The sequence below is a fragment of the Rhodococcus sp. IEGM 1354 genome, from assembly GCF_030056855.1.
GTDB lineage: Bacteria > Actinomycetota > Actinomycetes > Mycobacteriales > Mycobacteriaceae > Rhodococcoides.
The window spans coordinates 616,447-640,991 of the sequence record NZ_JASHKT010000001.1 but is presented as its reverse complement, the minus strand read 5'-3'; the positions used below and the strand labels follow the sequence as shown (position 1 = coordinate 640,991).

General features: G+C 64.7%; 23 protein-coding genes. 16 read left to right on the top strand and 7 right to left on the bottom strand.

All coding sequences use genetic code 11. The annotated features are described in order from the left end of the window. Positions 1–3 precede the first annotated feature (3 nt). The 4 genes from QM588_RS03185 (at position 4) to QM588_RS03170 (ending at position 3,670) form a co-directional block, all read left to right on the top strand. Complete coding sequence (locus QM588_RS03185; RefSeq protein WP_283311396.1) at positions 4–1,590, top strand: GMC family oxidoreductase; 1,587 nt, start codon at positions 4–6, stop codon at positions 1,588–1,590. A 154-nt stretch (positions 1,591–1,744) separates the two neighbouring features. After that, a complete protein-coding gene (locus QM588_RS03180) occupies positions 1,745–2,434 on the top strand; it encodes a hypothetical protein (RefSeq protein WP_027495404.1) in 690 nt (229 codons plus the stop codon). A 103-nt stretch (positions 2,435–2,537) separates the two neighbouring features. Continuing rightward, the gene (locus QM588_RS03175) at positions 2,538–3,008 is read left to right on the top strand and encodes a hypothetical protein (RefSeq protein ID WP_283311394.1); all 471 of its coding nucleotides are present in this window, start codon (positions 2,538–2,540) and stop codon (positions 3,006–3,008) included. Beyond that, positions 3,005–3,670, top strand: a complete 666-nt coding sequence (locus QM588_RS03170) for a methyltransferase domain-containing protein (protein WP_283311392.1) — start codon at positions 3,005–3,007, stop codon at positions 3,668–3,670. The genes QM588_RS03175 and QM588_RS03170 overlap by 4 nt, the downstream gene beginning before the upstream one ends. Here the strand turns inward: QM588_RS03170 and QM588_RS03165 are convergent. Further along, a complete protein-coding gene (locus QM588_RS03165) occupies positions 3,657–4,940 on the bottom strand; it encodes a hypothetical protein (RefSeq protein WP_283311817.1) in 1,284 nt (427 codons plus the stop codon). The two genes, QM588_RS03170 and QM588_RS03165, sit on opposite strands and share 14 nt — an antisense overlap. Positions 4,941–5,052: 112 nt before the next feature. Between QM588_RS03165 and QM588_RS03160 the strand changes: the two genes are divergently transcribed. The 5 genes from QM588_RS03160 (at position 5,053) to QM588_RS03140 (ending at position 8,541) form a co-directional block, all read left to right on the top strand. After that, positions 5,053–5,850: an S-methyl-5'-thioadenosine phosphorylase gene (locus tag QM588_RS03160; RefSeq protein ID WP_283311391.1), complete on the top strand. Its 798-nt coding sequence runs from the start codon at positions 5,053–5,055 to the stop codon at positions 5,848–5,850. Beyond that, positions 5,847–6,905: an NAD-dependent epimerase/dehydratase family protein gene (locus QM588_RS03155; RefSeq protein ID WP_283311390.1), complete on the top strand. Its 1,059-nt coding sequence runs from the start codon at positions 5,847–5,849 to the stop codon at positions 6,903–6,905. The genes QM588_RS03160 and QM588_RS03155 overlap by 4 nt, the downstream gene beginning before the upstream one ends. Further along, positions 6,898–7,551, top strand: a complete 654-nt coding sequence (locus QM588_RS03150) for a glycosyltransferase family 2 protein (RefSeq protein ID WP_283311389.1) — start codon at positions 6,898–6,900, stop codon at positions 7,549–7,551. The genes QM588_RS03155 and QM588_RS03150 overlap by 8 nt, the downstream gene beginning before the upstream one ends. After that, positions 7,548–8,204 carry a TIGR04282 family arsenosugar biosynthesis glycosyltransferase gene (locus QM588_RS03145; RefSeq protein WP_283311388.1) on the top strand — a complete coding sequence of 219 codons (657 nt, stop codon included), beginning with the start codon at positions 7,548–7,550 and terminating at the stop codon, positions 8,202–8,204. Before QM588_RS03150 ends, QM588_RS03145 begins: the two co-directional genes overlap by 4 nt. A 175-nt stretch (positions 8,205–8,379) precedes the next feature. Next, positions 8,380–8,541, top strand: a complete 162-nt coding sequence (locus QM588_RS03140) for a hypothetical protein (RefSeq protein WP_283311384.1) — start codon at positions 8,380–8,382, stop codon at positions 8,539–8,541. Positions 8,542–8,546: 5 nt separating this feature from the next. Here QM588_RS03140 and QM588_RS03135 read toward each other — a convergent pair whose 3' ends face one another. Continuing rightward, positions 8,547–8,981, bottom strand: a complete 435-nt coding sequence (locus QM588_RS03135) for a MarR family winged helix-turn-helix transcriptional regulator (protein ID WP_283311382.1) — start codon at positions 8,979–8,981, stop codon at positions 8,547–8,549. A gap of 275 nt (positions 8,982–9,256) precedes the next feature. On the opposite strand from QM588_RS03135, the gene QM588_RS03130 reads away from it, so the two are divergent. Next, positions 9,257–9,880: a class I SAM-dependent methyltransferase gene (locus tag QM588_RS03130; RefSeq protein ID WP_283311379.1), complete on the top strand. Its 624-nt coding sequence runs from the start codon at positions 9,257–9,259 to the stop codon at positions 9,878–9,880. A 79-nt stretch (positions 9,881–9,959) separates the two neighbouring features. Beyond that, positions 9,960–11,795 carry an acyl-CoA dehydrogenase gene (locus QM588_RS03125; protein ID WP_027495393.1) on the top strand — a complete coding sequence of 612 codons (1,836 nt, stop codon included), beginning with the start codon at positions 9,960–9,962 and terminating at the stop codon, positions 11,793–11,795. Positions 11,796–12,145: 350 nt separating this feature from the next. Here QM588_RS03125 and QM588_RS03120 read toward each other — a convergent pair whose 3' ends face one another. From QM588_RS03120 to QM588_RS03105, 4 genes are all read right to left on the bottom strand, one after another. Beyond that, positions 12,146–13,132, bottom strand: a complete 987-nt coding sequence (locus QM588_RS03120; protein WP_283311375.1) for a hypothetical protein — start codon at positions 13,130–13,132, stop codon at positions 12,146–12,148. Between the two features lie 525 nt (positions 13,133–13,657). Then, positions 13,658–14,149: a flavin reductase family protein gene (locus QM588_RS03115; protein WP_283311373.1), complete on the bottom strand. Its 492-nt coding sequence runs from the start codon at positions 14,147–14,149 to the stop codon at positions 13,658–13,660. A gap of 169 nt (positions 14,150–14,318) precedes the next feature. Further along, complete coding sequence (locus tag QM588_RS03110; protein WP_283311371.1) at positions 14,319–16,547, bottom strand: VanW family protein; 2,229 nt, start codon at positions 16,545–16,547, stop codon at positions 14,319–14,321. Positions 16,548–16,776: 229 nt separating this feature from the next. Then, a complete protein-coding gene (locus QM588_RS03105; RefSeq protein WP_283311369.1) occupies positions 16,777–18,081 on the bottom strand; it encodes a PucR family transcriptional regulator in 1,305 nt (434 codons plus the stop codon). A gap of 184 nt (positions 18,082–18,265) precedes the next feature. On the opposite strand from QM588_RS03105, the gene QM588_RS03100 reads away from it, so the two are divergent. The 5 genes from QM588_RS03100 to QM588_RS03080 are packed head-to-tail and all read left to right on the top strand — an operon-like array spanning position 18,266 to position 23,029. Next, a complete protein-coding gene (locus QM588_RS03100; protein ID WP_442972863.1) occupies positions 18,266–19,051 on the top strand; it encodes an ABC transporter ATP-binding protein in 786 nt (261 codons plus the stop codon). Beyond that, positions 19,041–19,763, top strand: coding sequence for an ABC transporter ATP-binding protein (locus QM588_RS03095; protein ID WP_283311367.1), 723 nt, complete (start codon positions 19,041–19,043; stop codon positions 19,761–19,763). Before QM588_RS03100 ends, QM588_RS03095 begins: the two co-directional genes overlap by 11 nt. Positions 19,764–19,789: 26 nt before the next feature. After that, entirely contained in the window at positions 19,790–20,668 is an 879-nt protein-coding gene (locus tag QM588_RS03090) for a branched-chain amino acid ABC transporter permease (protein WP_032374817.1), read from the top strand. A gap of 1 nt (position 20,669) precedes the next feature. Beyond that, positions 20,670–21,713, top strand: a complete 1,044-nt coding sequence (locus QM588_RS03085; RefSeq protein WP_283311364.1) for a branched-chain amino acid ABC transporter permease — start codon at positions 20,670–20,672, stop codon at positions 21,711–21,713. Continuing rightward, positions 21,710–23,029: an ABC transporter substrate-binding protein gene (locus QM588_RS03080; RefSeq protein ID WP_283311362.1), complete on the top strand. Its 1,320-nt coding sequence runs from the start codon at positions 21,710–21,712 to the stop codon at positions 23,027–23,029. Before QM588_RS03085 ends, QM588_RS03080 begins: the two co-directional genes overlap by 4 nt. A 149-nt stretch (positions 23,030–23,178) precedes the next feature. Here the strand turns inward: QM588_RS03080 and QM588_RS03075 are convergent, their stop codons facing one another. Then, positions 23,179–24,477: an acetyl-CoA C-acetyltransferase gene (locus tag QM588_RS03075; RefSeq protein WP_032387612.1), complete on the bottom strand. Its 1,299-nt coding sequence runs from the start codon at positions 24,475–24,477 to the stop codon at positions 23,179–23,181. Positions 24,478–24,545 lie beyond the last annotated feature (68 nt).

The window sequence follows — 24,545 nt, the reverse complement described above, 5'->3', positions numbered from 1 at the left end:
TTCATGAGCACACAGAACACAACCGCCGACTACATCGTCGTGGGCGCGGGCTCGGCCGGCGCAGTGGTGGCCAACCGGCTCAGCGCCGATCCCCGCAACAGCGTGATCCTGCTCGAGGCAGGCCCGGAAGACAAGAACAAGTTCGCCCACATCCCTGCGGCCTTCTCCAAACTCTTTCGTACCGAGGTCGATTGGGACTACCTCACCGAACCGCAGCCGGGTCTACGCGACCGCAGCATCTACTGGCCGCGAGGCAAGATGCTCGGCGGCTCGTCGTCGATGAACGCCATGATGTGGGTACGCGGATTCGCCGCCGACTACGACGAGTGGGCGGCCAATTCCGACGACTCGTGGTCGTTCCGCAACCTCGTCGGTTACTTCCGCAAGATCGAGAACATCGAGGGCACAACCGAACTGGACGCCGGAACCGGTGGGCCGCTGATCGTGTCCCACCAGCGCAGCTCACGCCCGCTCACCTCGTCCTTCCTGTCCGCCGTCGAGGAAGCCGGCTACTCGGTGGAAACACCCAACCTGCCCGAACCCACGGGCTTCAGCCGCACCATGGTGAACCAGAAACGCGGTGCCCGCTGGAGCACCGCCGACGCCTACCTCCGCCCGGCCAAGAAGCGGACCAACCTCACCGTCCTCACCGAGGCACAGGCCACCCGGGTTCTCTTCGAGGGCAGCGCCGCCGTCGGCGTCGAATACACCTCCGATGGCGTCACCCATACGGTGCGCGCGCACAAGGAAGTCATTCTGTCCGGCGGAGCCATCAACACACCGCAGCTGCTGATGCTCTCCGGCATCGGAGAAAAGGAGCAGCTCGAAGCCCACGGCATCGCCGTCCGGCACCACTCGCCGGACGTCGGACAGAACCTTCTCGACCACCTGGCTGCCCTCATCGGATGGAAAACCGAGAAGGACTCCCTGTTCCATGCCGAGAAGATTCCCGAGCTCATCAACTATCTCGCGCGCCGACGCGGCATGCTCACCTCCAACGTCGCGGAGGCATACGGCTTCGTCCGAAGCCGCGAGGACCTGGCGCTGCCGGACCTCGAACTCATCTTCGGCCCCGCCCCGTTCTTCGACGAAGGCCTGATCGCCGCCGACGCACACGCCGCGGTCATCGGCACCGTCCTGCTGCAACCCAAGAGCCGAGGCGAGATCACGCTCCGGTCCGCCGACCCCCTGGCCAAGCCCATCGTCGAGCCGCGTTACCTCAGCGACCCCGACGGCATGGACCGCAAAGCCATGATCGAAGGACTGCGGGTGTGCGTCGCGCTGTCGGAGACCCCGTCCCTGAAGGGGCAGCTCGGGGACGTCGTACGCCCCAGGGTGGCGTCGAACATCTCCCCGGCGGATCTGCTCACCGAGGCCCTCGAGCAGAACGCGCACACTCTGTACCACCCGGTGGGCACCGCGCGGATGGGCAACGATGCCGGCAGCGTCGTCGACGCTGCACTGCGGGTTCGGGGCGTCGACCGCCTGCGTGTCGCCGACGCATCGATCATGCCCAGCATCATCCGCGGCCACACCCACGCACCGTCGGTGATCATCGGCGAACGAGCCGCGGATCTGATCCTGGGCTGAGCCGAACGTGAACATGTCTGGTTTGACCGTTCACGCAGTGGGGTAACAGGTGGGCACGCTTGAATGCAAGCATCGCGATGAAGACCCATCCGATCGGCAAGCAGCGCCGAATAACCCACAACGCTCGAGAGACGAGCACGGAAGGTTGACCGACATGTTCACTGTTCGTAAAGCTTTGGCCGCCACCGCAATCGGTGCACTCACCATCGTTCCGCTCGCCGCGTGCTCCAGCGACGACGCATCCAGCACCGTGGAATCGGCCACGTCCTCCGCCACCGAGGCAATGGAGAGCACCCCCGAGCCCGCAGCCGAGGTCGACGACCTCAGCAACGGCGTCGACACCGCAGTTGCCCTCGACCCCGGCTTCCTGGGCGCACTGACCACCCTCGGCCTCACGCCGGGCGTAGTCGGAACCGCAACTCTCGCAGACGGTTCCATTCGCTTCCCGATCACCGGTGGCGACGTGAAGTACTGGGAGCCCGGCACGGTCGACCCCTACGTGCAGGGCGAGATCAACCACGACGGCAGCGGACTGTCGCTGACCGCAGGCGAGACCGTGGTCGAGCTGACCAACTTCGACATCGATCCGGGCACGTCGCTGCTCACCGGTGACGTCACCGTCAACGGCGAAGAGGCTGCTGCCGACGCCGTGCTGTTCGACCTCGACGGCCGCACCCTGCAGCCGTTGGCAACCGGCCCCGAGAACACCGCCATCCTGCAAGGCACCCAGGTGAAGATCTCGGAGACCGCAGCCGGACTGCTCAACGACACGTTCAAGACCGACGCTGTCACCCCGGGACTGCTCGTCGGCGTTGCGACCATCACGGTCAAGACCGCCGCATAATCAGTTCCTGAACCCGTGCGCGGGCAGTCACCGACGAATGTCGGTGCTGCTCGCGCTCTGGTGCTTTCACAGACGTTTCGTAAAACGCGACAGGGGACCGGGAATGAGAGCCTTCCGACGGATATACGGTGGCCACCCCCTGCATGCCGTCGGCCTGCTGCTCTCTTTCGCTCTGGTCGGCTACGTCGTCCACATCGCCGGCCCGAAAACGTTGTGGAACAACGACATCTGGTGGCATTCCATCGCCGTCTGGTTCTTCGGATCGGTACTGCTGCACGACGCGGTCCTCTTCCCGCTCTACTCGGCGGCCGATCGCCTTCTCACCGGGCTCGGACGACTGCAGCTGACCGTCTCGCCCGTCAACTACATTCGCGTTCCCGCTCTCGGCACGGCGCTGACGTTCGTGATGTTCTTCCCCGGAATACTGTCCCAGGGCGCGGAAACCTACCGAGCGGCAACAGGTTTGACCCAAGACCCTTTCTTGGAACGATGGCTGGTCCTGACGGCCGTGTTGTTCACCGTCAGCGCCCTCGTCTACTTCATTCGCTTCACCTTGGTACGGAGCCGAACATGAGCGTCACCGCAGACACCCTTTTTCACCGCGCCGCCGCTGGATTGCCCTGCTGGATCGGCGATTCCGACGGCTCCAGAGAACGTCTGCCCACAGCCCGCTGGATGGGTGGGAGCGCATCCTCGGCAGAAGATCGCCGAGCCGACCACGCCATGATCAGCCGATGTACCGGTTCCACCATCGATCTCGGGTGCGGACCCGGCCGACTGACCGAAGCTCTTGCCCGACGCGGGCTCGCGGCACTCGGCGTCGACACGTCGAAGGCCGCCGTCGACCTGACCATCGGCCGCGGCGGAAACGCCGTTCTCCGTGACCTCTTCGAGCCTCTGCCCGGCACCGGCACGTGGTCGTGTGTGCTGCTCGCCGACGGCAACATCGGCATCGGCGGAGATCCGGTGCGCCTGCTACGGCGAGCCGCCGATCTGCTGGCACCACACGGAGCCATCATCGCCGAGGTCGACGAACCCAGCGACTCCGGGATTCGGCACCGCACCGTCCGCTGGGAAACCGACACCATGGTCGGCGACTGGTTCGCCTGGTCGAGTGTCAGCGCCGACGCCACCGCCGACCTCGCCCGCGCCGCGGGCTTGCAGATGGTGGACGTGGCTCCGATCGACGGCCGCTGGTTCGCGCAGATGACTCCGGCTCCGCTCACCAATTCGTGAACAGCAGATGATTGACGGCCAAGGCCCCGATCACCTGCAGCGCCAACCAGAATCGATGTGTTCGACGCGGCAGCACCGCCGGGGCGATCAACATCCACATCGCGAACGGCAGCCAGATTCGCTCCGTCTCCGCTTTGCTCAGTTGACTCAGATCGGCCATCACCACCGCCGCGAGACCGCCGAGCACCAACAGGTTGATCGGCTGCATCCGCGCGGCGATGCGCGGGAAAGCCGCGGGCACAGCAACGCCGAGCGCACAGAACAGTGCAGCGAAGTTCGCCCAGCCCCAGTACTCGAACGGTCGATCCTTGGCGATGCCCTGGTAATACCGTTCCTGCACCAGCTCGTACCCGTCGTACCACCAGAATCCGTACGCCGTGAAGATGCCGGCAACGAGCAGGGCACCGATCACTGCACCGAGGAACGGCAAAACCTTTCGGCCCGCTATCAGCACCGCGACCGCGGGCAGACCCATCAACACCAGGCCGTAGTTCAAATAGATTCCGAACCCGAGAAGCACTCCCGCACCGATGGATGCGGGCCACAGCCATCGCTTCGTCGAGACGGCCAGCAGCGCGATACCCCACGCCGCGACCCCGGCATAGAACGCGTCGGCGGAGACGGCGATCCAGATCGCTGCCGGAGCGATCGCCACGAACGGTGCTGCGCGCCTGGCCATGTCCTCGTCGCCCAGAACACCGAGCGTGAGGACCACGGCAACTGCGGCACTCGTTCCCACCACCACGCACAGCGTTGCCGCCCAGGCCCCGCCGCTCAGACCGAGACGGTCGAGCCAGACGAACGTCAGCAGCGCACCGGGCGGATGGCCCGAGACGTGAGTGGTCCACGAATCCGCCTGATAATCCAGAATGCGCTCGGAGAATCCGCGCAGTGTCGCGGGGATGTCAGTGATGCCGGGCACCTCGTGCAGGTACTCGTCCGTCGAGGCCAACCGATCGACGAACCCGCGCTTGAAACCGTCGACCATCGCCAGCGCCATCGTCCACGCCGCCGATGCACCCCACACGATGAACAACAGCCGCGTCCACGACAGGCGTCGAGCTACGGTCGGTCCCCACAGCACGGTCGCTACCGCGATGAGGACGGCGAACGGCGTTCCCCATCCGACATGAATGTCACGAAAACCGAACAGCGGTGCGGCGTCGGCGAAATCGCGCACCTGCTGCGGTGTCCTGTTGATGATCGGGGTGACGATCTCGTTGCCCAGATACGGAACGACGAACGCGACGGCAACGAGCACGACGGCCAGCGCACCGGCTACGGCTTCTCTCCAGTAACGGATAGTGTTTTCTCCCTGCGGACTTGAAGACGAACACGGTTTCGGACCAGCATATCGACCGACGGTGATGGAGGATGGGTAGATGAACACGCAAGCGGGGTTACGGGCCGAGATCGCGGTGATCGGCGGCAGTGGTTTCTACTCGTTCTTCGCCGACGACGCCGAAGAGATCGAGCTGGACACGCCCTACGGATCACCGAGCGCACCGATCACCGTCGGCGAGGTGGAAGGACGACGAGTTGCCTTTCTACCTCGACACGGCCGCGCTCACGAATACTCGCCGCACACCCTGCCGTATCGGGCCAACATGTGGGCGCTGCGCATGCTCGGTGTCAGCCGCGTGTTCGCCCCGTGTGCCGTGGGATCGCTGGTGGCCGAATACGGTCCGGGAACCGTCGTGATTCCGGATCAACTCGTCGATCGGACGTCCGGCCGCAACCAGACCTACTTCGACAACGGCGGCATCCACGTCGAATTCGCCGATCCCTACTGCGCGGAGTTGCGCAGCGCGGCCGTCCAGGGGTCCGCGGTCGACGGCGGTGTCATGGTGGTCGTCGAGGGTCCTCGGTTCTCCACTCGCGCCGAAAGCCAATGGTTCGCGCGGCAAGGTTGGACACTGGTGAACATGACCGGTCACCCCGAAGCCGTCCTGGCCCGCGAGCTCGAACTCTGTTACGCGCCGATAGCGTTGGTGACCGACCTCGACGCCGGAATCGAATCCGGTCAGGGAGTCAAGGCAGTGGACGTGTTCGCCGAATTCCAGAAGAACATCGAACCGCTCAAGGCGCTGGTCCGATCGGCAGTGCGCGACGCGCCGACGGGCGAATGCCCCCACTGCCGGGTGCACGCCGGAGTCACACTGCCGATCGAGCTGCCATGACTCGCGTACTGCTCACCGGCGCAGCCGGATTCATCGGGGGCCACGTCCTCGACGCAGCACGCGGCACCGATCTCGAGATCGTTGCCGTCGACGCCATGTTGGGTTCCGCCCACGGACCCGGCGCGAAAGCCGAGGGCATCACCGATCTGGATGTGCGAGACAAGGATTCACTCGTCGATGCGCTCCGCGGCGTGGATGTCGTGTGCCATCAGGCCGCTGTGGTCGGCGCAGGCGTCGACGCCGCGGACGCGCCGGCGTACGCCAGTCACAACGACTTCGGAACCGCAGTCCTGCTCGCGGCGATGTACGAGGCAGGGTGCTCCCGCTTGGTGCTGGCATCGTCGATGGTGGTCTACGGCGAGGGGCGCTACCTCAATTCCTCCGGCGAGACCGTCGTGCCGCGACCGCGTACCCGAGCCGATCTGGACGCCGGGCTGTTCGACAACCGCGACCCCGCGTCCGGCGAGCCACTCGATTGGCTACTGGTCGAGGAGGATTCACCGCTGCAACCGCGCAGCACCTACGCAGCGAGCAAACTGGCGCAGGAGAACTACGCATCCGCGTGGGTATTGTCGACCGGCGGTTCCGTCGTCGCGCTGCGCTACCACAACGTGTACGGCCCGCACATGCCGCGCAACACCCCGTATTCCGGTGTGGCGGCAATGTTCCGGTCCTCGCTCGAACTCGGGAAGCCGCCCACGGTCTACGAAGACGGCAAGCAGGCACGCGATTTCGTCCACGTACACGACGTGGCAGCAGCGAACATCGCGTCCATCTCCGCAGAACTGGACGGCTTCACCGCGCTCAACGTGTGCTCGGGTCATCCGATCACCATCGGGGAGGTGGCGTCCGTGCTCGCCGACGCGAGGGGTGGACCGGCCCCCGAGGTCACCGGCCAGTACCGAGCCGGGGACGTACGGCACATCGTCGCCAGTCCACAGCGGGCAGAAGAGGTTCTGGGATTTCGCGCGCAGATCCTGCCGCAGGATGGTCTCACCGCGTTTGCCGACGCACCACTGCGCGACGCCGAGGGAACGGGCCCACCCCGTGTCTGAGCCCGAATCGGTCACCGTCGTCATTCCATGCATGAACGAAGCCGAATCGCTTCCGGCCGTGCTGGATTCGATCCCTTCCGGCTATCGTACGATCGTCGTGGACAACAACTCGACCGACGCCACCGCCGCGGTGGCAGCCGCCCACGGCGCTGCGGTGGTAGCGGAAACCGTGCCTGGATACGGAGCCGCCGTGCACGCGGGAGTCCTCGCCGCCGACACCGATATCGTCTGCGTGCTCGACGGAGACGGCTCGATGGACCCACGCGACCTACCCACCCTGGTGGCCGCGCTCGACAGCGCAGACCTGGCCGTCGGCCGTCGCAGGCCCGCCAAGGGCAGCTCCCCGCTACACGCACGAATCGGCAATGCCGTTCTGTCCCTTCGGCTTCGAACAAAGTACAAGTTGCCCGTTCACGACCTCGGTGCCATCCGAGCGGTGCGCCGACAAGCACTACTCGACCTCGACGTCACCGACCGACGCTCCGGCTACCCGCTGCAGCTACTCGTGCTCGCGGCCGAGGCCGGCTGGACCGTCGTAGAACACGACGTGGACTACCGACCACGAACCGCAGGCACGTCCAAGGTCTCGGGCTCGGTCCGCGGCACCATCGTGGCCGTGCGCGACTTCTGGAAGGTGCTCTCGTGACCGTCACCGCCCTCGTCGTGGCCAAAGCACCCGTTCCAGGACTTGCCAAGACTCGTCTCGCCGCCACGATCGGCGACGCGGCCGCCGCCGAGGTGGCAGCTGCCGCGCTGCTGGACACACTCGACGCCGTCGCGGCAGCGGACGTCGACCACCGCGTCGTGGCCCTCACCGGTCATCTCGCCGACGCGGCCCGCGCCCAGGAACTCACCCGAGCCCTCGCGTCGTTCACCGTGATCCCGCAGCGCGGCGACGGACTGGGCGAACGGCTGGCGAATGCGCACGCCGATGCTGCAACCAGGGGTGCGGTACTTCAGATCGGCATGGACACCCCGCAGGTCACCGGGCCACTGCTCAGCGACGCAGCCGCGTTGCTGGCCGACACCGATCTACTCGGTGCCGCCGAGGACGGCGGCTGGTGGATCCTGGGTCTACGCAATCCTGCTCAGGCCCGGGCATTGCTGGACGTCCCGATGTCGGTAACGTCGACGGGCGACGACACTCGGGCGGCACTGATCGCCGCGGGTGCCGAGGTCACCATGGTGTCGCAATTACGAGATGTGGATTTTGAATCCGATCTCGATGCGGTGTCGAATATGTGCACACCGAACAGTCGCTTTCGTCGAGTCGTCGAACAATTACGCGAGACTCATTGAGTCGATATATTCGAGAAGGCCTACGAAACAATCCTCCAGGTCTCCATATATGTTGGGGAACAAGAAGCTTCACTTTGTCGCATTTGCCGGACCGCGCGCGATGTATATCGAACAGCAACACTTCATAACCACCGTTTCACGGCGATTTCTCAGACATCAGTGCTACAAAGTGTCCATGACCGGGTTGCTGATAGGCGTAGTCGTCTGGATGGTGTGCGCTGCACTGGTCGCCACCGTCCTCGGCCGCGTCGCGCACCGAGGAGACTCCGAGGAACTCGGATCGACCCTCGAGTGGAATATCGACGGTCTCGGTCGCGAAGTTCAACACGAGAACTGACGGTCTCAATCGACTCGATCGACCAATTCGATCAGGATCGCCGACGCTGCGGCGAGCGTTTCCCGCTGCCGAGCCGACAACTCGTCCAACTGTTCCGCAAGTGCGATTTCGCGAGACGCCACCTCATCGCGCGCAGTCGCAGCACCCGCCTCGGTCAACTGCAGCACCACCTGCCGACCATCGGTCGGATGTGGGTGACGTCGAATCAGGCCCGCCTCGACCAACTGATGCGACGACCGCGACACCGACGGCGGCTTGATTCGTTCCCGAGAGGCCAGTTCACCGGTCGTCATCGGCCCCTCGCGAAGCAACGTCGTCAGAATCGACAACTGAGCCACCGGCAACCGGTCGCTCGAATGACGCAGACGCAGTCTCCGATTCAGCCGCATCGCACTGACGGACAGATCCCGCGCCAGCTGGGAATCGGGTAGATCACTCACGGTGTCCAGATTACGACACAGCGGTGCATTCGTCCGATTCGCCGAGACGCCGGCGGCCTTCGATCCTGACACATCGACGCCATCGCCCGCAGCAACGACCGAAGCCTGACCGACCACCATCGCACGGGCAAGGACCGAAACAGGGGCAATCCTGACCACGACGAGGCGCAATCTGTTGCGCTGATGCAACATTCACTTACCGGCCACGGCGTTCCAGAACTACGACATGCCGTTGCTGCGGGCCACGCTGCAGCAGTTCCTATTAGGCTTCCGGCGTGGACGCTGCCGAATGGGATCGCAAGTACGAACGCCGGGAACTCGTCTACGGCGAGGCCCCCAATGCCACCTTGGTCGAAGTCGCGACGACGCTCCCGCGCGGTCGCGCCCTCGATCTGGCGGCCGGCCAGGGCCGCAACGCCATCTGGCTCGCGACGCGAGGCTGGACCGTGGACGCCGTCGACTTCTCCTCGGTGGCATTGACGCGGGCGAGTCGAGTGGCCGACTCGGCCCCGAGGTCGGTGCGCGAGCGCCTGACCTGGATACATGCCGATGTGACGAAGCTGGCAACCGAGCCCAACTATGACCTGGTGCTCATGTTCTACCTCCATTTGCCGGCGGACGAGCGACGCCGAGCCGTATCGGCTGCGGTGTCGGCGTTGAAACCTGACGGAATCCTCATGATTCTCGGGCATCACTCCGCGAACATCGCCGACGGCGTCGGCGGTCCGCAGGAGCCTGAAATCCTGTACACGCCAGAGGATTTGACGGCGGATATCGATGGTCGACTCACTGTCACCACGGCCGAGAACCGGTATCGAGACGTGACCGACGGCACAGCGATCGACGCTCTATTACTGGCGAGTAGGTCCGCCCTTGGCAGCGGAACCGATCGGGGGTAATATCCGTTAAGTTACCGACGAGTAGCTAACTTGGGCGGTACTCACGAGACCGCACCACCGACTGGAGAGCGAACGAGCAATGGGCCATTACAAGAGCAACCTCCGGGACCTCGAATTCAATCTCTTCGAGCTGTTCGGACTCGACGAGACACTCGAAGGCGACAACTTCGGCGACATGGACGGTGAAGTAGCCCGTGACATGCTGCGCGAGGTAGTACGCCTGGCCGAGGGCCCCCTGGCGGAATCCTTCGCGGACGCCGACCGCAACCCCCCGGTCTTCGATCCCGAGACCCACAGCCTGAAGCTGCCCGAATCCTTCAAGAAGTCCTACAAGGCCCTCGCCGACGGTGAGTGGTGGCGCGTCGGCCTCGACGAAGAGGTCGGCGGCATGGCAGCGCCTCGCAACCTTCTGTGGGGCATCAACGAGATGCTCCTCGGCTCGCAGCCCGCCGCCTTCATGTACTCCGCAGGCCCCGGTTTTGCGAACATCCTGTACCACAACGGAACCGACGAGCAGAAGGAATGGGCCAAGGTCGCCGTCGAGCGCCAGTGGGGTGCCACGATGGTCCTCACCGAGCCCGACGCCGGATCCGACGTCGGCGCAGGACGCACCAAGGCGATCAAGCAGGACGACGGCTCCTGGCACATCGAGGGCGTCAAGCGCTTCATCACCTCGGCCGTCTCCGACGACCTCTTCGAGAACATCTTCCACCTCGTGCTCGCCCGCCCCGAAGGTGCCGGACCGGGCACCAAGGGCCTGAGCCTGTTCTTCGTTCCGTCCATCCTCTTCGACTTCGAGAAGGGTGAACTGGGAGAGCGCAACGGTGCCTTCGTCACCGGCGTCGAGCACAAGATGGGCCTCAAGGCCTCCGCCACCTGTGAGCTCACCTTCGGTGGCCACGGCGTCCCCGCCAAGGGCTGGCTCGTCGGCGAGGTCCACAAGGGCATCGCGCAGATGTTCGACGTCATCGAGCACGCTCGAATGATGGTGGGCACCAAGGCAATCGGCACCCTCTCCACCGGTTACCTCAATGCACTCGAGTACGCCAAGGAACGCGTCCAGGGCGCCGACCTGACGCAGATGACCGACAAGACCGCGCCGCGCGTCACCATCACGCACCACCCCGACGTGCGCCGCAGCCTCATGATGCAGAAGGCGTACTCCGAGGGCCTGCGTGCGGTGTACCTCTACACCGCCGCACACCAGGACCCGATCACCGCCAAGCAGGTCTCGGACGCCGACGAAGACATCGCCTACCGCGTCAACGACCTGCTGCTGCCCATCGTCAAGGGCGTCGGCTCGGAGATCGCCTACCAGGTGCTGGCCGAATCGCTGCAGACCTTCGGTGGCTCCGGCTTCCTGCAGGACTACCCCGTCGAGCAGTACATCCGCGACGCCAAGATCGACTCGCTGTACGAGGGCACCACCGCCATCCAGGCGCAGGACTTCTTCTTCCGCAAGATCGCCCGCGACCGCGGCGTAGCCCTGGCGCACGTTGCCGGACAGATCAAGTCGTTCATCGACAGCGAAGCAGGCAACGGTCGCCTCAAGGCCGAGCGCGCACTGCTCGCCACCGCCCTCGAGGACGTCCAGGCCATCGTCACCTCGATGACCCAGCACCTCATGGGCGCACAGGACCAGCCCACCGAGCTGTACAAGGTCGGCCTGGCATCGGTGCGCTTCCTGATGGGCTTCGGCGACCTGCTCATCGGCTGGCTGCTCCTGCGCCAGTCCGAAATCGCCATCGCCGCACTGGACAACGGCGCAGAGGGCAAGGACAAGGCGTTCTACGAAGGCAAGATCGCAGTGGCCTCGTTCTTCGCCAAGAACATCCTGCCGCAGCTCACCGCCACGCGCGCCATCCTCACCAACATCGACAACGACATCATGGAACTGGACGAAGCAGCATTCTGATTCCCTGAAACCGTCGACGGCCGCACCTGTTCCTCGGGTGCGGCCGTTGTTGTATGTGGGCCGTCGGTCTCGCGTCGGCTGACGGCCTGCGTAGCGGCGCAAACGCGCGCGCGTTTGTCAGATGCGCGCGAATTCTGCGGAAAACTCAGGCAATTCCGCGCGCGTTCAGCAGATGCGCGCGCGTTTGCGACCTAGCCGGGTCCGATGGACTTCACGCGCCACGGTCACCGAGCCCGACCCACGTAGACGCTCCCCCGTAGACGCTTCCCCCTAGCCCCTGGCGACGCTTCCCCCAGCCCTGGCACAAACGCGCGCGCGTTTGTCAGATGCGCGCGGATTCTGCGGGATACTCAGGCGATTTCGCGCGCGTTCGGCAAATGCGCGCGCGTTTGCTCGCGACTCGATGTAATTCGTACGCTCCCTCGCGGTGGCGGCAAGGCAGCGGCCCGTTCTACAGCTCGGGCAACGCGAGCCACCAATTCTGCTGGATTCGCCAGGTCCGCCCAGGTCCAGCGCACCACCGGATATCCGAGATCGCGCACCGCGTCCTCCCGTATCTTCTCTCTGAAGACCACGTCGCCGGGGTTCTCATCCTGTCGTAAGTACTTGGTGTACTTGGCTTTACCGTCGAACTCGCATACGACGAGGCCATTGACCATCCAATCGATCCGTGCCACCGATCGTCCACTTGGATCCAGGATCTCCACCTGGGACTCGACGTCGAATCCACCCTGGCGCAGTATGATTCGACTCTGCGATTCCCCTGGGTTCTCGCTGCGCCCGTCCATGAGGTTCACGGCGCGTCGCGCCTGCGCCACACCTTTCCAGCCCCGAGCCCGCTGCAACTCCGCGTCGAGCTCCCTCTCGTCACAGCACTTCAAAGCCACGTCACCTGCGATTACCGCAGACAGCAGCGTCTCGGTTCGAGCAAGGTCGACCACTGTCCGAGCCAGCGAGGTCACCGAGACTCCGTCGACCGTCACGCTCGATAAGGACGGTGCACAGTGCACGGTCACAGTCGTATTCGTACGACCGCCGCCGCGGCGGTGTCGGGTGATGTGAACCTTGTCCAATCCGCCAGTGGGTAAAGGTAATCCGTGCAGTAGTGCAGCCGAACGGTGACTGACAACGTAACCACCGGACAAGATCGGCAAAATCGCATCGATCAACAGTCTGTGCCGCTCCTGTTCTGTCAGCCCGGCCAATCTCGACGACGGAACGTAGACGCCATTCACAAAACGCTCCCAGCCACCCCGCTCATACAGTGCGCGCAACTCGTGATCGGCGCTCCCGTCTGCCAGCGCCTCGGAGCGTCGAATCATTCGGTCGTCCTTCATGCTCCGAGTCTCGGCCATGCGTCGACGGAGTCGAGCTCGAAAGCTGACGACTGTGCACAACTCCGGGCTTGTGGATGAATACAGGTACCGGCGTACCAGTTCGCCTAGCTGTCAGTCCCGCAAACGCGCGCGCATTTGTCAGGTGCGCGCAGAATTGTCGACTATTCGGCCACTATTTCGCGCGCGTTCAGCACGTGCGCGCGCGTTTGCGAAGCAGACGGAGCCGAAACAGGTGGACGAGCAAACGAGGCCGCACCGAGCGAAGCGCAGCTGCACCACCAGGAGAACCGGCTCGGCGAAGCGTCGCTGGCAGACTTCACGAGACCGATCCGACAAACGCGCGCGCATTTGTCAGATGCGCGCAGAATTGCCCACGATGGGGCCACCATTTCGCGCGCGTTCAGCAAGTGCGCGCGCGTTTGCGAAAGCCGGAGGGCGAACCGACCAGGCCGAAGGTGAGCGGACAGGGCCAAACCGGTGGGCGAAGGGGACAGGCCGAAGGGGCCGAACCAAGTCGAACAGCGGCTACTGCTGAAGTTTGCGGAACTTGCTGCCGTGGAACACGATTGGATTGACTTCGCTCTGCACTTCGAGGGAATGGATGCGTAGCAACACTATTGCGTGATCGCCCGCTGGGATTTGTTGCTCGACGGTGGTGTCGAGCCAGGCGGTGGCTCCGACGATGAAGGCTGCGCCTCCGTCGGTGACGGTGAGGTCGAGACCGGCGAAGCGGTCACCGGTTTTCGCAGCCAGAGTGCGGACGGCATCGTTGTGCGCTTCCCCGAGCACGCTGACGCCGATGTTCGGCGCAACTTCCAGTTTCGGCCACGTGGTCGACGTGTTCTGGATGCACACCGCTACCAACGGTGGATCGATCGACACCGACACGAAGCTACTGGCCGCCAAGCCCACCAGGACACCGTCGATTCTCGCAGCGATCGCCACGACGCCACTGGGGAACTGCGCATACGCCTCACGAAGTGTCTGTTGATCGAGGACGGTGCGTGTGAGCGTCATGGAGGATGCTCCCTTTCGATCGTGCGGTGCCGAGCGCACCTGTTCTGTGCAACCTCGTCGCGGCGGCATTCGTTCCGGGCATACGTCTAGTTCCAGCAAACACCCGATCGAGTGTCGACGCCACAGTCCGAATCTGTGTGATTCGAAGTGACACGTCGAGCACGGGTCGTCATTCGTCGTCGTTCGGGCGCGGGGGGTCGTCGGGTGCGGGGGTCGGAGCCGGGCGATCGGGCTGGACGCACTTGACGATCGGAATGGGGTCGTATTTCACGGTTCTGGTGTTGCGCGAGATCTCCCGGCCCGACGCGGCGTCGCTGATCACCCGGGTGTCACTCGCGGTGAATCCGGGTCCCCCGCCGGACGCGACGCAGCCGGCACCGGCCGGCAATGTCACGGTGTTGGGCGAGGTAGGCCGCGTGCGCGGGCCGGTGATCGACTCGACGTCGACGGTTTTGGTGCCCCACAGCCGGACGGTGACGCTGGACGAATCCGCGAACGACTCGATCACCACGCCGGTGTCGTTGGGGTTGGTGAACTTCAGGTCGATGGCACCTTCGAAGACCGTTGCCTCCCGGGCCTCGGGGTATCGACTGATGTAGTAGCTGTGCTCGGTGTGATCGGTGTCTTCCATGCCCGCGAAGTACGACGCGTTGTACAGCGTCGTCGCGAACTGGCTGATGCCGCCGCCGACGGCTCGATCGGGTCGACCGTTGTCGATGATTCCCGATTCGACGAAGCCCTGAGCGGTCCCGCGCGGACCGGTGTACCCGTTGAGCGAGAACGTCTCCTTCGGCTTGACCAGCGCGCCGTTGACGATCTGCGCGGTGAGCCCGATGTTGACGCCCGACGCGTACTCGAAACCTCCGGTCGTGTACTCCGCGACCACCTCTCGCACGCCGAGATTCTCTGCCGCCTCGGTGGTGAGGGCAGGCGGCGCCGGTTCGTAGACGGCCTCGGCCGAGCGTGGACCGTCCGCAGCGAGCAGAGCGGGAAGCTGCTCGAGGGTCTTGTTCCACTCGACGAGCTCACCCATCACCCCGGGAACGACGGTGGGAGCTCCGCCGGAGAACGTGAACGACGCGTCCTTGGGCGGAACTTCGGTGCGGACCAGTTGCGGAGCAAGAATGCCCGTTGCGATACCGGTGTCGTAGATCGGCGTGAGACCGCCCTGCCCGTCCGGGTCGAAGCGCAGCACCTCACCCACACGGTCCACCGGCAACGTTGCATCGACGTCCTGTCGGCCTTCGATGACCACCGGCTCCGAGACCGCGGGCACCGCGACGTTCGACAGAGACTGATCGACCGCCTCCTGCGTCACGGTGACGGGCGTCGATTCGTAGACGACCTCGGTTGCACCCGTCGACCACTCGGTCTGCAGATTTCGACGCGTCCCGTCGGCGTCGAGTACCCGGCCGGCCAGCGGTTCGACAGCTACCGGAGTGCTGCCTTCGAAGACGACGTCGCCTTCGACGGGCGCACGGTCCGTCTCCGCTCGCAGGCCGTCCACGGCGACCGCGAGTGCCTGCTCGTCGGTGGTCGAGACGACGCCGATCTCCCGGCTTCCGAACAGCGACGTCAGACGCGTGATCGGGTTGATGGGCTGCGTACCCGCGCGATCGAGCGTCGCATTCCAATCGACTCCCAGCCCGGCCGCGGCAGGCAACACCTCGACCTGCCGGTCGTCGATGCCCACCTGAATCGGTTCCTCCGCCCGAGGTCCCAATTCGGCACGCAGTACGGCCTCGGCGTCGGAATGACTCTTGCCGCCTACCTCGATGCCGGCAACGGTCACACCGCGCGGAACCCGATCGCTGGAGGCAATCCAGTCCGCCGCGTACAGCAACCCGAGGACGGCAACCACCGCGCCGGTACCGATGGCAATCTTCTTCCACGGTGGTGTGGACCCGGATCCGTCGTGCTCCGTGGGACCGCTTTCGGGGGGAGTAGCGGGAGGTTCGGCCGGTGGTCGAGGTTGCCCGGCGTCAGAAGGGGACGGTAGAACGACGGGCTGCGCCACCGTCGGTGATTCGTCTGCCACCGGCGCGGGCTGCGCGTCCGTGACGGGTGCAGCAGACTCGCCCTTGCCGAGCGGGTCGACGTCCGCATCACCGGCGGTGTCGAGGTCGGCGACCGGCTCGGATTGCTGCTCGACCTCGGCGGTGGCATCGGCTTCGGTTCCATCGGCCTGCGTCAGCTCGGCTTCGTTCGCATCGGATTCCGCGGCCTCGGATTCCGTGGCGTCCTGGCCGTCGGATATCGGCTGGTCTGCATGCTTCGGCGCTTCGGCGTCGTCCCGGATGGCCCCGAACACCTCGGTCGGCGTGTCGTACGGCGGTACGTCGGGGCGGGGCTCGGCACCCTTCGGCGCGTCACCCGACCTACTGTTGCCCTCGCTCACATTCGACCCTTCCAGGACCGTCGATTCATATTCCGGCCTGTTGCGCGGCGTACCCCGCGGACGAGCTTACGCAAACCGCACAGCACCGCTCGTTCCGAGACCCTCGCATGCGCATTACGCAAAAAGGCCCCGCACTGCTGCCGGGTCGGGGGTCAGGCAGCAGTACGGAGCCACACGGAATATATGCAGACTTCAACCACTCGTTACAGCGAGTTTGGAATTGCCACCGTCATTTCATTCGATTGAATGAACCGTGGGCTGTCGAACCGTCCTCCTGCTCGACGGCCCGCGCCCAATGTCCTGTCCTGACCAGCGCAAGAGTGAGCAGAAGCCGGTCGCGTGCATCGGTCAGATCACGCCCGGTCAACTCCTCGATTCGACGCACCCTGTAGATGACGGTGTTGCGATGGCAGTACAGCGCCTTCGCAGCGTTGGTGGGCGAACCGTCCGAAGCGAGCATGTGCGCCAACGTGTCGAGCAACGTTTCTCGGTGCGGCTCCGGATGCGTGAACAGGGCACCGAGCGCATGGCGAACCAACAGTTCCGACGACTGATCGTCGGCGGCCATGATCACCCTCGGCAATCGGTCCGTCGCCAACGCGACGCCACTGTCTTCGGTGATGGTCTCGGCCGTCAGCGCCGCCAGGCGATACGCCGCCGCGAACGACGCCACGCCCTCGGGCGAATGCGCGACACCCACCGGACCGACCGCACGCGCGGCAAGGGCGTCGATGACCGATCTCCACGATCCGGTCCCGAGGGCAACCAGCGCGAATTGGTGCCCGTCCCGAGTGTTCCAGTGCGACACTGCGCCGATCTGGTCCATCGCATCCTCGGGCGCGGGGAGCGGAGGCGACCCCTGATCGTCGAGCGGGCCGACCACGCAGGCGATCTGTTGTGAGGCCGAAAGACCGAGGGTCGCGCGGGCTTCGATCACGAAAGCCGGATCGCCGCCTCGGCCCGACCGGAGACCGTCGAGAATCACCAGCACATTGGCGAGATCACGCTGCTGCATACGCGCGCTCTCCTGGCGGTACGCCTCGACGAGAGTTTCGTACTGACTGTCCAGCGCTCTCCACAACTGCTGGCCGGCGACGAGGAGTAGATGTTCGTCGATCACGGATCTGCATTGTTCACGCTCGAGCATCAGCTCTTCCCACAGCGTCCGACTCCCGAGCGTGTACGCCTTCAGCACCAACTCCATCGGAATGCCCTGGCGCGCACGCTCTCTCCCGGTGCGACGCCATACCTCTCTGGCGTTGTCGCCCGCGGCCGCAAGCCCGGACAGCGTGCGTAGGCCCTGGCTGATGTGCGCGCGGGTGCTGCGACGAATTTCGCCCGCGATGTCAGGAGTGGAGCTCGCCAGGTACGCGGGCTCCTGCTCTATCAGCGCCAGCGTGATCGAGTCGGCAATCGCATCCGCCCGCGGCAACAGCGCGGCCCAGGCACCGCGAATCTTCTCCTGGTCGGCGGGCTTCACTGCGCCGCGCGCAGCGGAACGCGACGACGAGCGGCGCACTGCAGGAGAAGCCATCCGCTCATTTTTGCGCACAGAGCCCACATCACAGGGTGATTTGACCGTTACTGGTGCCCAGACACCCAAACATTCTGTGCGGAGCGCCCATACCGCGCGTTGTGCTGCACGCCCCATAGTGGAGCCAACAGATTGTGAGGTGCATCACTTGAATTCTCTCGACACGATGAATCCGGTCCTCACCATGACGGACGTCGACGTGTCCTTCGGCGGCATCGTCGCGCTCTCCGGAGTGACCATCGAGGTACGACCCGGCGAAGTCCTCGGCGTGATCGGACCCAACGGCGCAGGCAAGACCACACTGTTCAACGTTGCGTGCGGTCTCGTTCGACCGCAATCGGGAACCCTGGGCCGACACGGCGAAACGTTGACGCGCCTGCGTCCACACGACCTGCCCCGGCTCGGCATGAGCCGAACCCTGCAGGGACTGGGACTGTTCGACCGAATGACCGTCCTGGACAACGTCATGGTCGGTGCCGACCGAACGGCACGCACCGGAATCCTCAGCGGCCTCCTGGGCCTTCCCGCGAGTGCGGCCGACGACGCGGCGGTCCGCTCGACCGCGATGAACACCCTGGAACGACTGCGCATCGACGGCTATGCGCACCGGCTGCCACCGAGCCTGCCCTACGCGGTGCGCAAGCGCGTGGCCCTCGCGCGCGCACTGGTGAGCGAACCGTCGTTGATCCTGCTCGACGAACCCGCCTCGGGCTTGTCCAACGACGAAATGAGCGAACTCGGTGACGAAATCCGTTCTCTCACATCAGTAAACAAGGATTCTCAGCCGGACCGACCGGCACCGTCTGTCATGCTCGTCGAACACCACATGGACCTCGTCATGACCGTGTGCGACCGGATCTACGTCCTGGACTTCGGCAAGGTCATCGCCCAGGGCACACCGGATCAGATTCGCGAGGATCCGGCCGTACTGGCCGCATATCTCGGAAACGAGGTGACACATGGCAACTGACGCGGCACACCTGAAAATCACCGACCTGACCGTTCGCTACGGCCCGGTCACAGCTCTCGATTCGGTCTCGATGACCGTCACTGCCGGGGCGATCACCGCTGTACTCGGGGCAAACGGAGCCGGAAAAACGACGCTACTTCGCACGATCTCGGGTCTGCTGAAACCGGTATCGGGACGCATCGAACTCGCCGGTGTCGACATCGTCGGTGTCGCACCGGATCGCATGTCCCGCAAAGGGCTTGCTCATGTCCCCGAGGGTCGAGGAGTGATCGCCGAACTCACCGTCGACGAGAATCTTCGACTCGGCGCGTTGGGACGCAACAGAAGTCACGACGCCGTGACCCTGGACCGGATCTACGACATGTTCCCGCCGCTGACCGGACGCCGGGCCTCGTCGGCGCACACGCTGTCGGGCGGAGAACGGCAGATGTTGGTGATCGGTCGAGCACTGATGGCAACACCGTCGGTTCTCCTCCTCGACGAACCGTCGCTCGGGTTGGCTCCGAAAGTCGCCGCACAGATCTTCGAAACGCTGCGCGCACTCGTCGATTCCGAATCGATGACGGTCGTGCTCGTCGAACAGAACGCGCGCAGTGCACTGTCCATCGCCGAACACGCCGTCGTCCTCGATCTGGGCAAGGTCGCGGTGGAAGGCCCGGCCGACACCTTGGCCGGGGACGACGCCCTCCGACACGCTTATCTCGGGTTCTAGAGCAAGCCGAAAGGACGCCAGCCACAGTGCAACAACTGCTCACCATCCTCATCAACGGCGTGACGACAGGCATGGTCTATGCCGCGTTCGCCCTCGCTCTCGTCCTCATCTGGCGATCGACCCGCATCGTCAATTTCGCCCAGGCACCGATGGCCATGATCACCACGTACGTCGCACTGGTCGTCATCGACGCCGGTTACTCGTACTGGTTGGGCTTCGGAGTCGCGCTGCTCAGCGGACTGCTGCTGGGAGCGTTGATCGAACGACTCGTCATTCGATTCGTCGACAGCTCCTCGCACATCAACCCGGTGATTCTGACGCTCGGGCTGTTCATCATCATCCACGCGGTCGCGGCCATCATCTTCGGTAATCAATTCCGTTCGTTCCCAGCACCGTTCGGTCTCACCGGCCAGAAGGTCGGGGAGATCAACGTGGCACTGACCGGATACGACGTGTTCAAGATCGTCGCCGTTCTCGTGGTCCTGGGCTTGCTGATTCTGCTGTTCCGGTTCACCGATCTGGGACTGAAGATGCGCGCCAGCGCATTCGAGCAGGAGGTGGCCAAACTGCTCGGAGTCCGGGTGAGTCGAATGCTCACGCTCGGTTGGGCTTTGGCCGCAGTCGTCGGATCGTTGGCCGGACTGCTCATTGCAGGCGGCTCGCTGGTGCACCCCGGGTACATGGACTCGATCGTCGTCTTCGGTTTCGTCGCAGCCGTTCTCGGCGGTCTCGACAGCCCGGCAGGCGCAGTGGTCGGAGGCCTGCTGATGGGCGTCGGGCTCAGTTTCGTCAGCGGCTATCTCGGCCAGGACCTCGTGTCGAGCGCGGCGTTGATCATTCTGATCGTCGTTCTCCTCGTCCGCCCGAGCGGGTTGTTCGCCAGCGCAGCAGCCAGGAGGGTATGACGTGAACGCAACTCTCACTCGTCTCACGGCCACCCCGGTACGACGCCACTTCCTCTGCGCTGTCATCGGACTCGTCGTCATAGTGCTCGCGCTCGAATCACTGAGCACTTTCCGTCAGAGTCAGCTCACCTCGGTCGCGTACCTGGCAATCGCAGCCGGCGGATTGACCGTGCTGACCGGGCTGAGCGGACAGCTCTCGCTCGGGCACGGAGCGTTCATGGCCGTCGGTGCGTACACCGCGGCGTTGATGCTGCGGGCCAACGATTCCGGATGGTCGGTGCCCCTCGTACTGCTGGCCGCCACCGTGATCTCCGCCGTGGTGGGCGTGGTCGTGGGAGTGGCCGCAGCCCGATTGCACGGCCCGTACCTGGCCGGTGCGACGCTGGCCTTGGCCGTCGCCGTACCGGGACTGGCCCTGTACTTCTCGGACTACCTCGGCGGCGAACAGGGTCTCGTCGTCCCGGCTCCGAAAGTACCGGACCTGATCGACGACGTGATGTTCTTCGTCACCGGAAACGAGCTCAGCGGAACCAAATTCGTCGCTTACGTCAGCTGGGTGCTGCTCGTCGTGGTGTTCTTCCTGCTGGCGAACGTCTCGTCGAGCCGGATCGGCCGTCGCTGGCGGGCCGTTCGAGACGACGAAGTAGCCGCCGAGCTGTCCGGGATCGATCTCGGGCGGGCACGCATCCTGGCTTTCGTCGTCAGTGCGGCCTGTGCGGGTGCCGGAGGTGCCGTCCTCGCGATGTCGGCGCGGATCGCCGCCCCGAGCGGGTTCACGCTGACGCTCTCCCTGACCCTGCTCTCCGCCGTCGTCATCGGCGGGCTCGGCACCCTGTCCGGGGCATTGATCGGGGCGCTGCTGCTCACCTACATCCCGCCGGTGGTCACCAACCTCGGGCTCGATCTGGGGCTGAGCAGTCTGCAATCCGCCGAACTCGCACCACTGGTGACCGGCATCTTCACCGTCCTGGTCATCCTGTTCGCCCCACTGGGTCTGGTGGGCACGTTTCGAAGGTTGCGTTCAACCAGAAAAGAGATGAAATGAAGAAGTTCGGATCGGTGGCGGTCAGAACGACCGCACTCGTCGCCGTCGTCTCGTTGGCCGCAGCGTGCGGTGCAGGCGGTAGAGACGAGGCAACAGAATCCTCGGAAGGCTCGACGGTCGGCATCACCGACACCTCGGTGAAGATCGGAGCCCACTTTCCACTGACCGGGGTCGCAGCACCCGGATACAGCGAAATACCCACGGGCGCAAAAGCTTACTTCGACTACGTCAACGCCGCGGGCGGCGTCAACGGCAGGCAGATCGAGTACGTCGTTCGTGACGACTCCTACGATCCGACGACGACCACCCAGGTCGTCAACGAACTCGTCCTACAGGACGAAGTGTTCGCCGTCGTCGGTGGACTCGGCACCGCGACGCACAGCGCAGTCATCGACTTTCTGAACGAGGAGGGTGTGCCGGATCTGTTCGTCTCCTCCGGCGCGATCATGTGGGGCAACGACCCCGAGAAGTACCCGAATACCTTCGGCTGGCAGCCCGATTATCAGGTCGAGGGCAAGATCATCGGCGACTGGGTGACGAAGAACCGGCCCGACGCCAAGGTCGGGCTGTTCCTCCAGGACGACGATCTCGGCAGGGACAGCGAAGCCGCGGTACGCCAATATCTCGACGACCAGATCGTCGAGGTCGTGCGCTACACGTCCGGCAACACCGATGTCGCACCACAGATCGCGGCTCTGCAGGGTGCCGGAGCCGACCTCGTACTCGGCTTCAACGTCCCGTCGTACACCGCACTGAGCCAACTGACCGCGATGCGGCTCAACTACGATCCCGAGTGGTTCTACAGTTCGATCGGCTCCGACGTCGACCTGGTCGGTTCTCTGCTGGGGCGCTTCTCCCAGGGGGCGGTCACCAACGGCGCGCAGTCTCTCGAAGGCATGATCTCGCTGGAATACATCCCCGGCGTCGACTCCCCCGAGAATCCGTGGACGCAACTGTGGCAGAAGGTCTGGGCGCAGAACGGAACAGGTGACCCACTGACCAACTACCGCATCTACGGACTCAGCCAGGCGTACGCGTTCGTGCAGGCACTTCAGGCGGCCGGCGAGAACCCCACCCGTGAGGGCATCGTCTCCGCGATCCAGGACGGCGGAATGGACTTCCAGGGCCCGCAGCTCGCCCCGTTCCGATACTCCGACGAAAGCCACCTCGGAATCTCCGGAGCCAGTGTCTTCCAGATCCGCGGAGGTGTACCCGAGTACCTGACTCCGGTGCTGCAGACCGACATCGGAGACTCGGCAGTGGAGGAATACACCGGCGAGGAATCGACTCCGCCGGAAAGCGGTATACCCGGCTGATCGGATACGAAAAGGCACGCAGAGCAAGCTCTGCGTGCCTTTTCTACGTTGTGATCAGCAGATCCGAAAACCCCTCGTTTGCCGGATCCGCCGACCCTGTGACCCCCAGATCGTGTCCCCGTATCGGGGAGCAGCCGTAGCTGCGGTGATCAGCGCTCGATGATGGCGGTGACGCCCTGGCCACCGGCCGCGCAGATCGAGATCAGGCCGCGGCCCGAACCCTTTTCGGCGAGCATCTTCGCCAGCGATGCGACGATGCGTCCACCGGTCGCGGCGAACGGGTGGCCCGCGGCGAGCGAGGATCCGTTGACGTTGAGCTTGCTGCGGTCGATGGAACCGAGCGCACCGTCGAGTCCCAGACGCTCCTTGCAGTACGCGTCGCTCTCGAACGCCTGCAGCGTCGCGAGCACCACCGAAGCGAACGCCTCGTGGATCTCGTAGTAGTCGAAGTCCTGCAGCGTCAGACCGTTGCGGGCGAGCAGACGCGGAATCGCGTACGTCGGGGCCATCAAAAGGCCGTCCTTGAACGATCCGTTGCCGTGGATGTAATCGACCGCTGCAGTCTCGGAATCGACGAGGTGCGCCAGCACCGGCAGGTTGCGCTCGGCAGCCCATTCGTCGCTCGACAGCAGCGCAGCCGACGCACCGTCGGTCAGCGGAGTCGAGTTGCCGGCCGTCATGGTCGCGTCGCCCAGCTTGGTTCCGAAGACCGGCTTGAGGGTGGCCAGCTTCTCGACGGTCGATCCCGGACGCAGATTGTCGTCGCGCGTGAGGCCGAGGAACGGCGTCACCAGGTCGTCGAAGAAACCGCGGTCGTAGGCGGCTGCCATGTTGTGGTGGCTCGCCGCAGCCAGTTCGTCCTGGTCCTCGCGGCGGATACCGAATTCCTTGGCGGTGATAGCCGCGTGGTCGCCCATCGACAGGCCGGTACGCGGCTCCCCGTTGCGTGGGATCTCGATGCCGAGCATGCCGGGACGGACGTTGCCGAGCAGCTTGAGGCGAGCGGTGGTGCTCTTCGCCCGGTTGAGCGAGAGCAGGAACTCGCGCAGTTCGTCGTTGACACCGATCGGAGCGTCGGACGTCGTGTCCACGCCGCCGCCGATACCGGCGTCGATACGGCCCGAGGCGATGGCGTCGCCGACGGCGATGATCGACTGCAGTCCGGTTCCGCAGGCCTGCTGGATGTCGAAGGCCGGGGTGTACGGGCTCAGTGCGCTGCCCAGTACGACCTCGCGAGTGAGGTTGAAATCGCGTGAGTGCTTGAGCACGGCACCGGCGGCGACGAGGCCCAGCCGCTCGCCCTGCAGACCGAATCGCGAGACGAGACCGTCGATGGTGGCGGTGAGCATGTCCTGGTTGGACGCCAGCGCGTACTTCTTGTCCGAACGCGCGAACGGAATGCGGTTGCCACCGACGATTGCGACCGGTCGTAGCTGCTTGCTTGTCACTGACGTCTCCAAACATCGTCCCCAGCGTGTGGGGAATGGCCCTGGTGGAGTTTCATCTTACTGGCGAG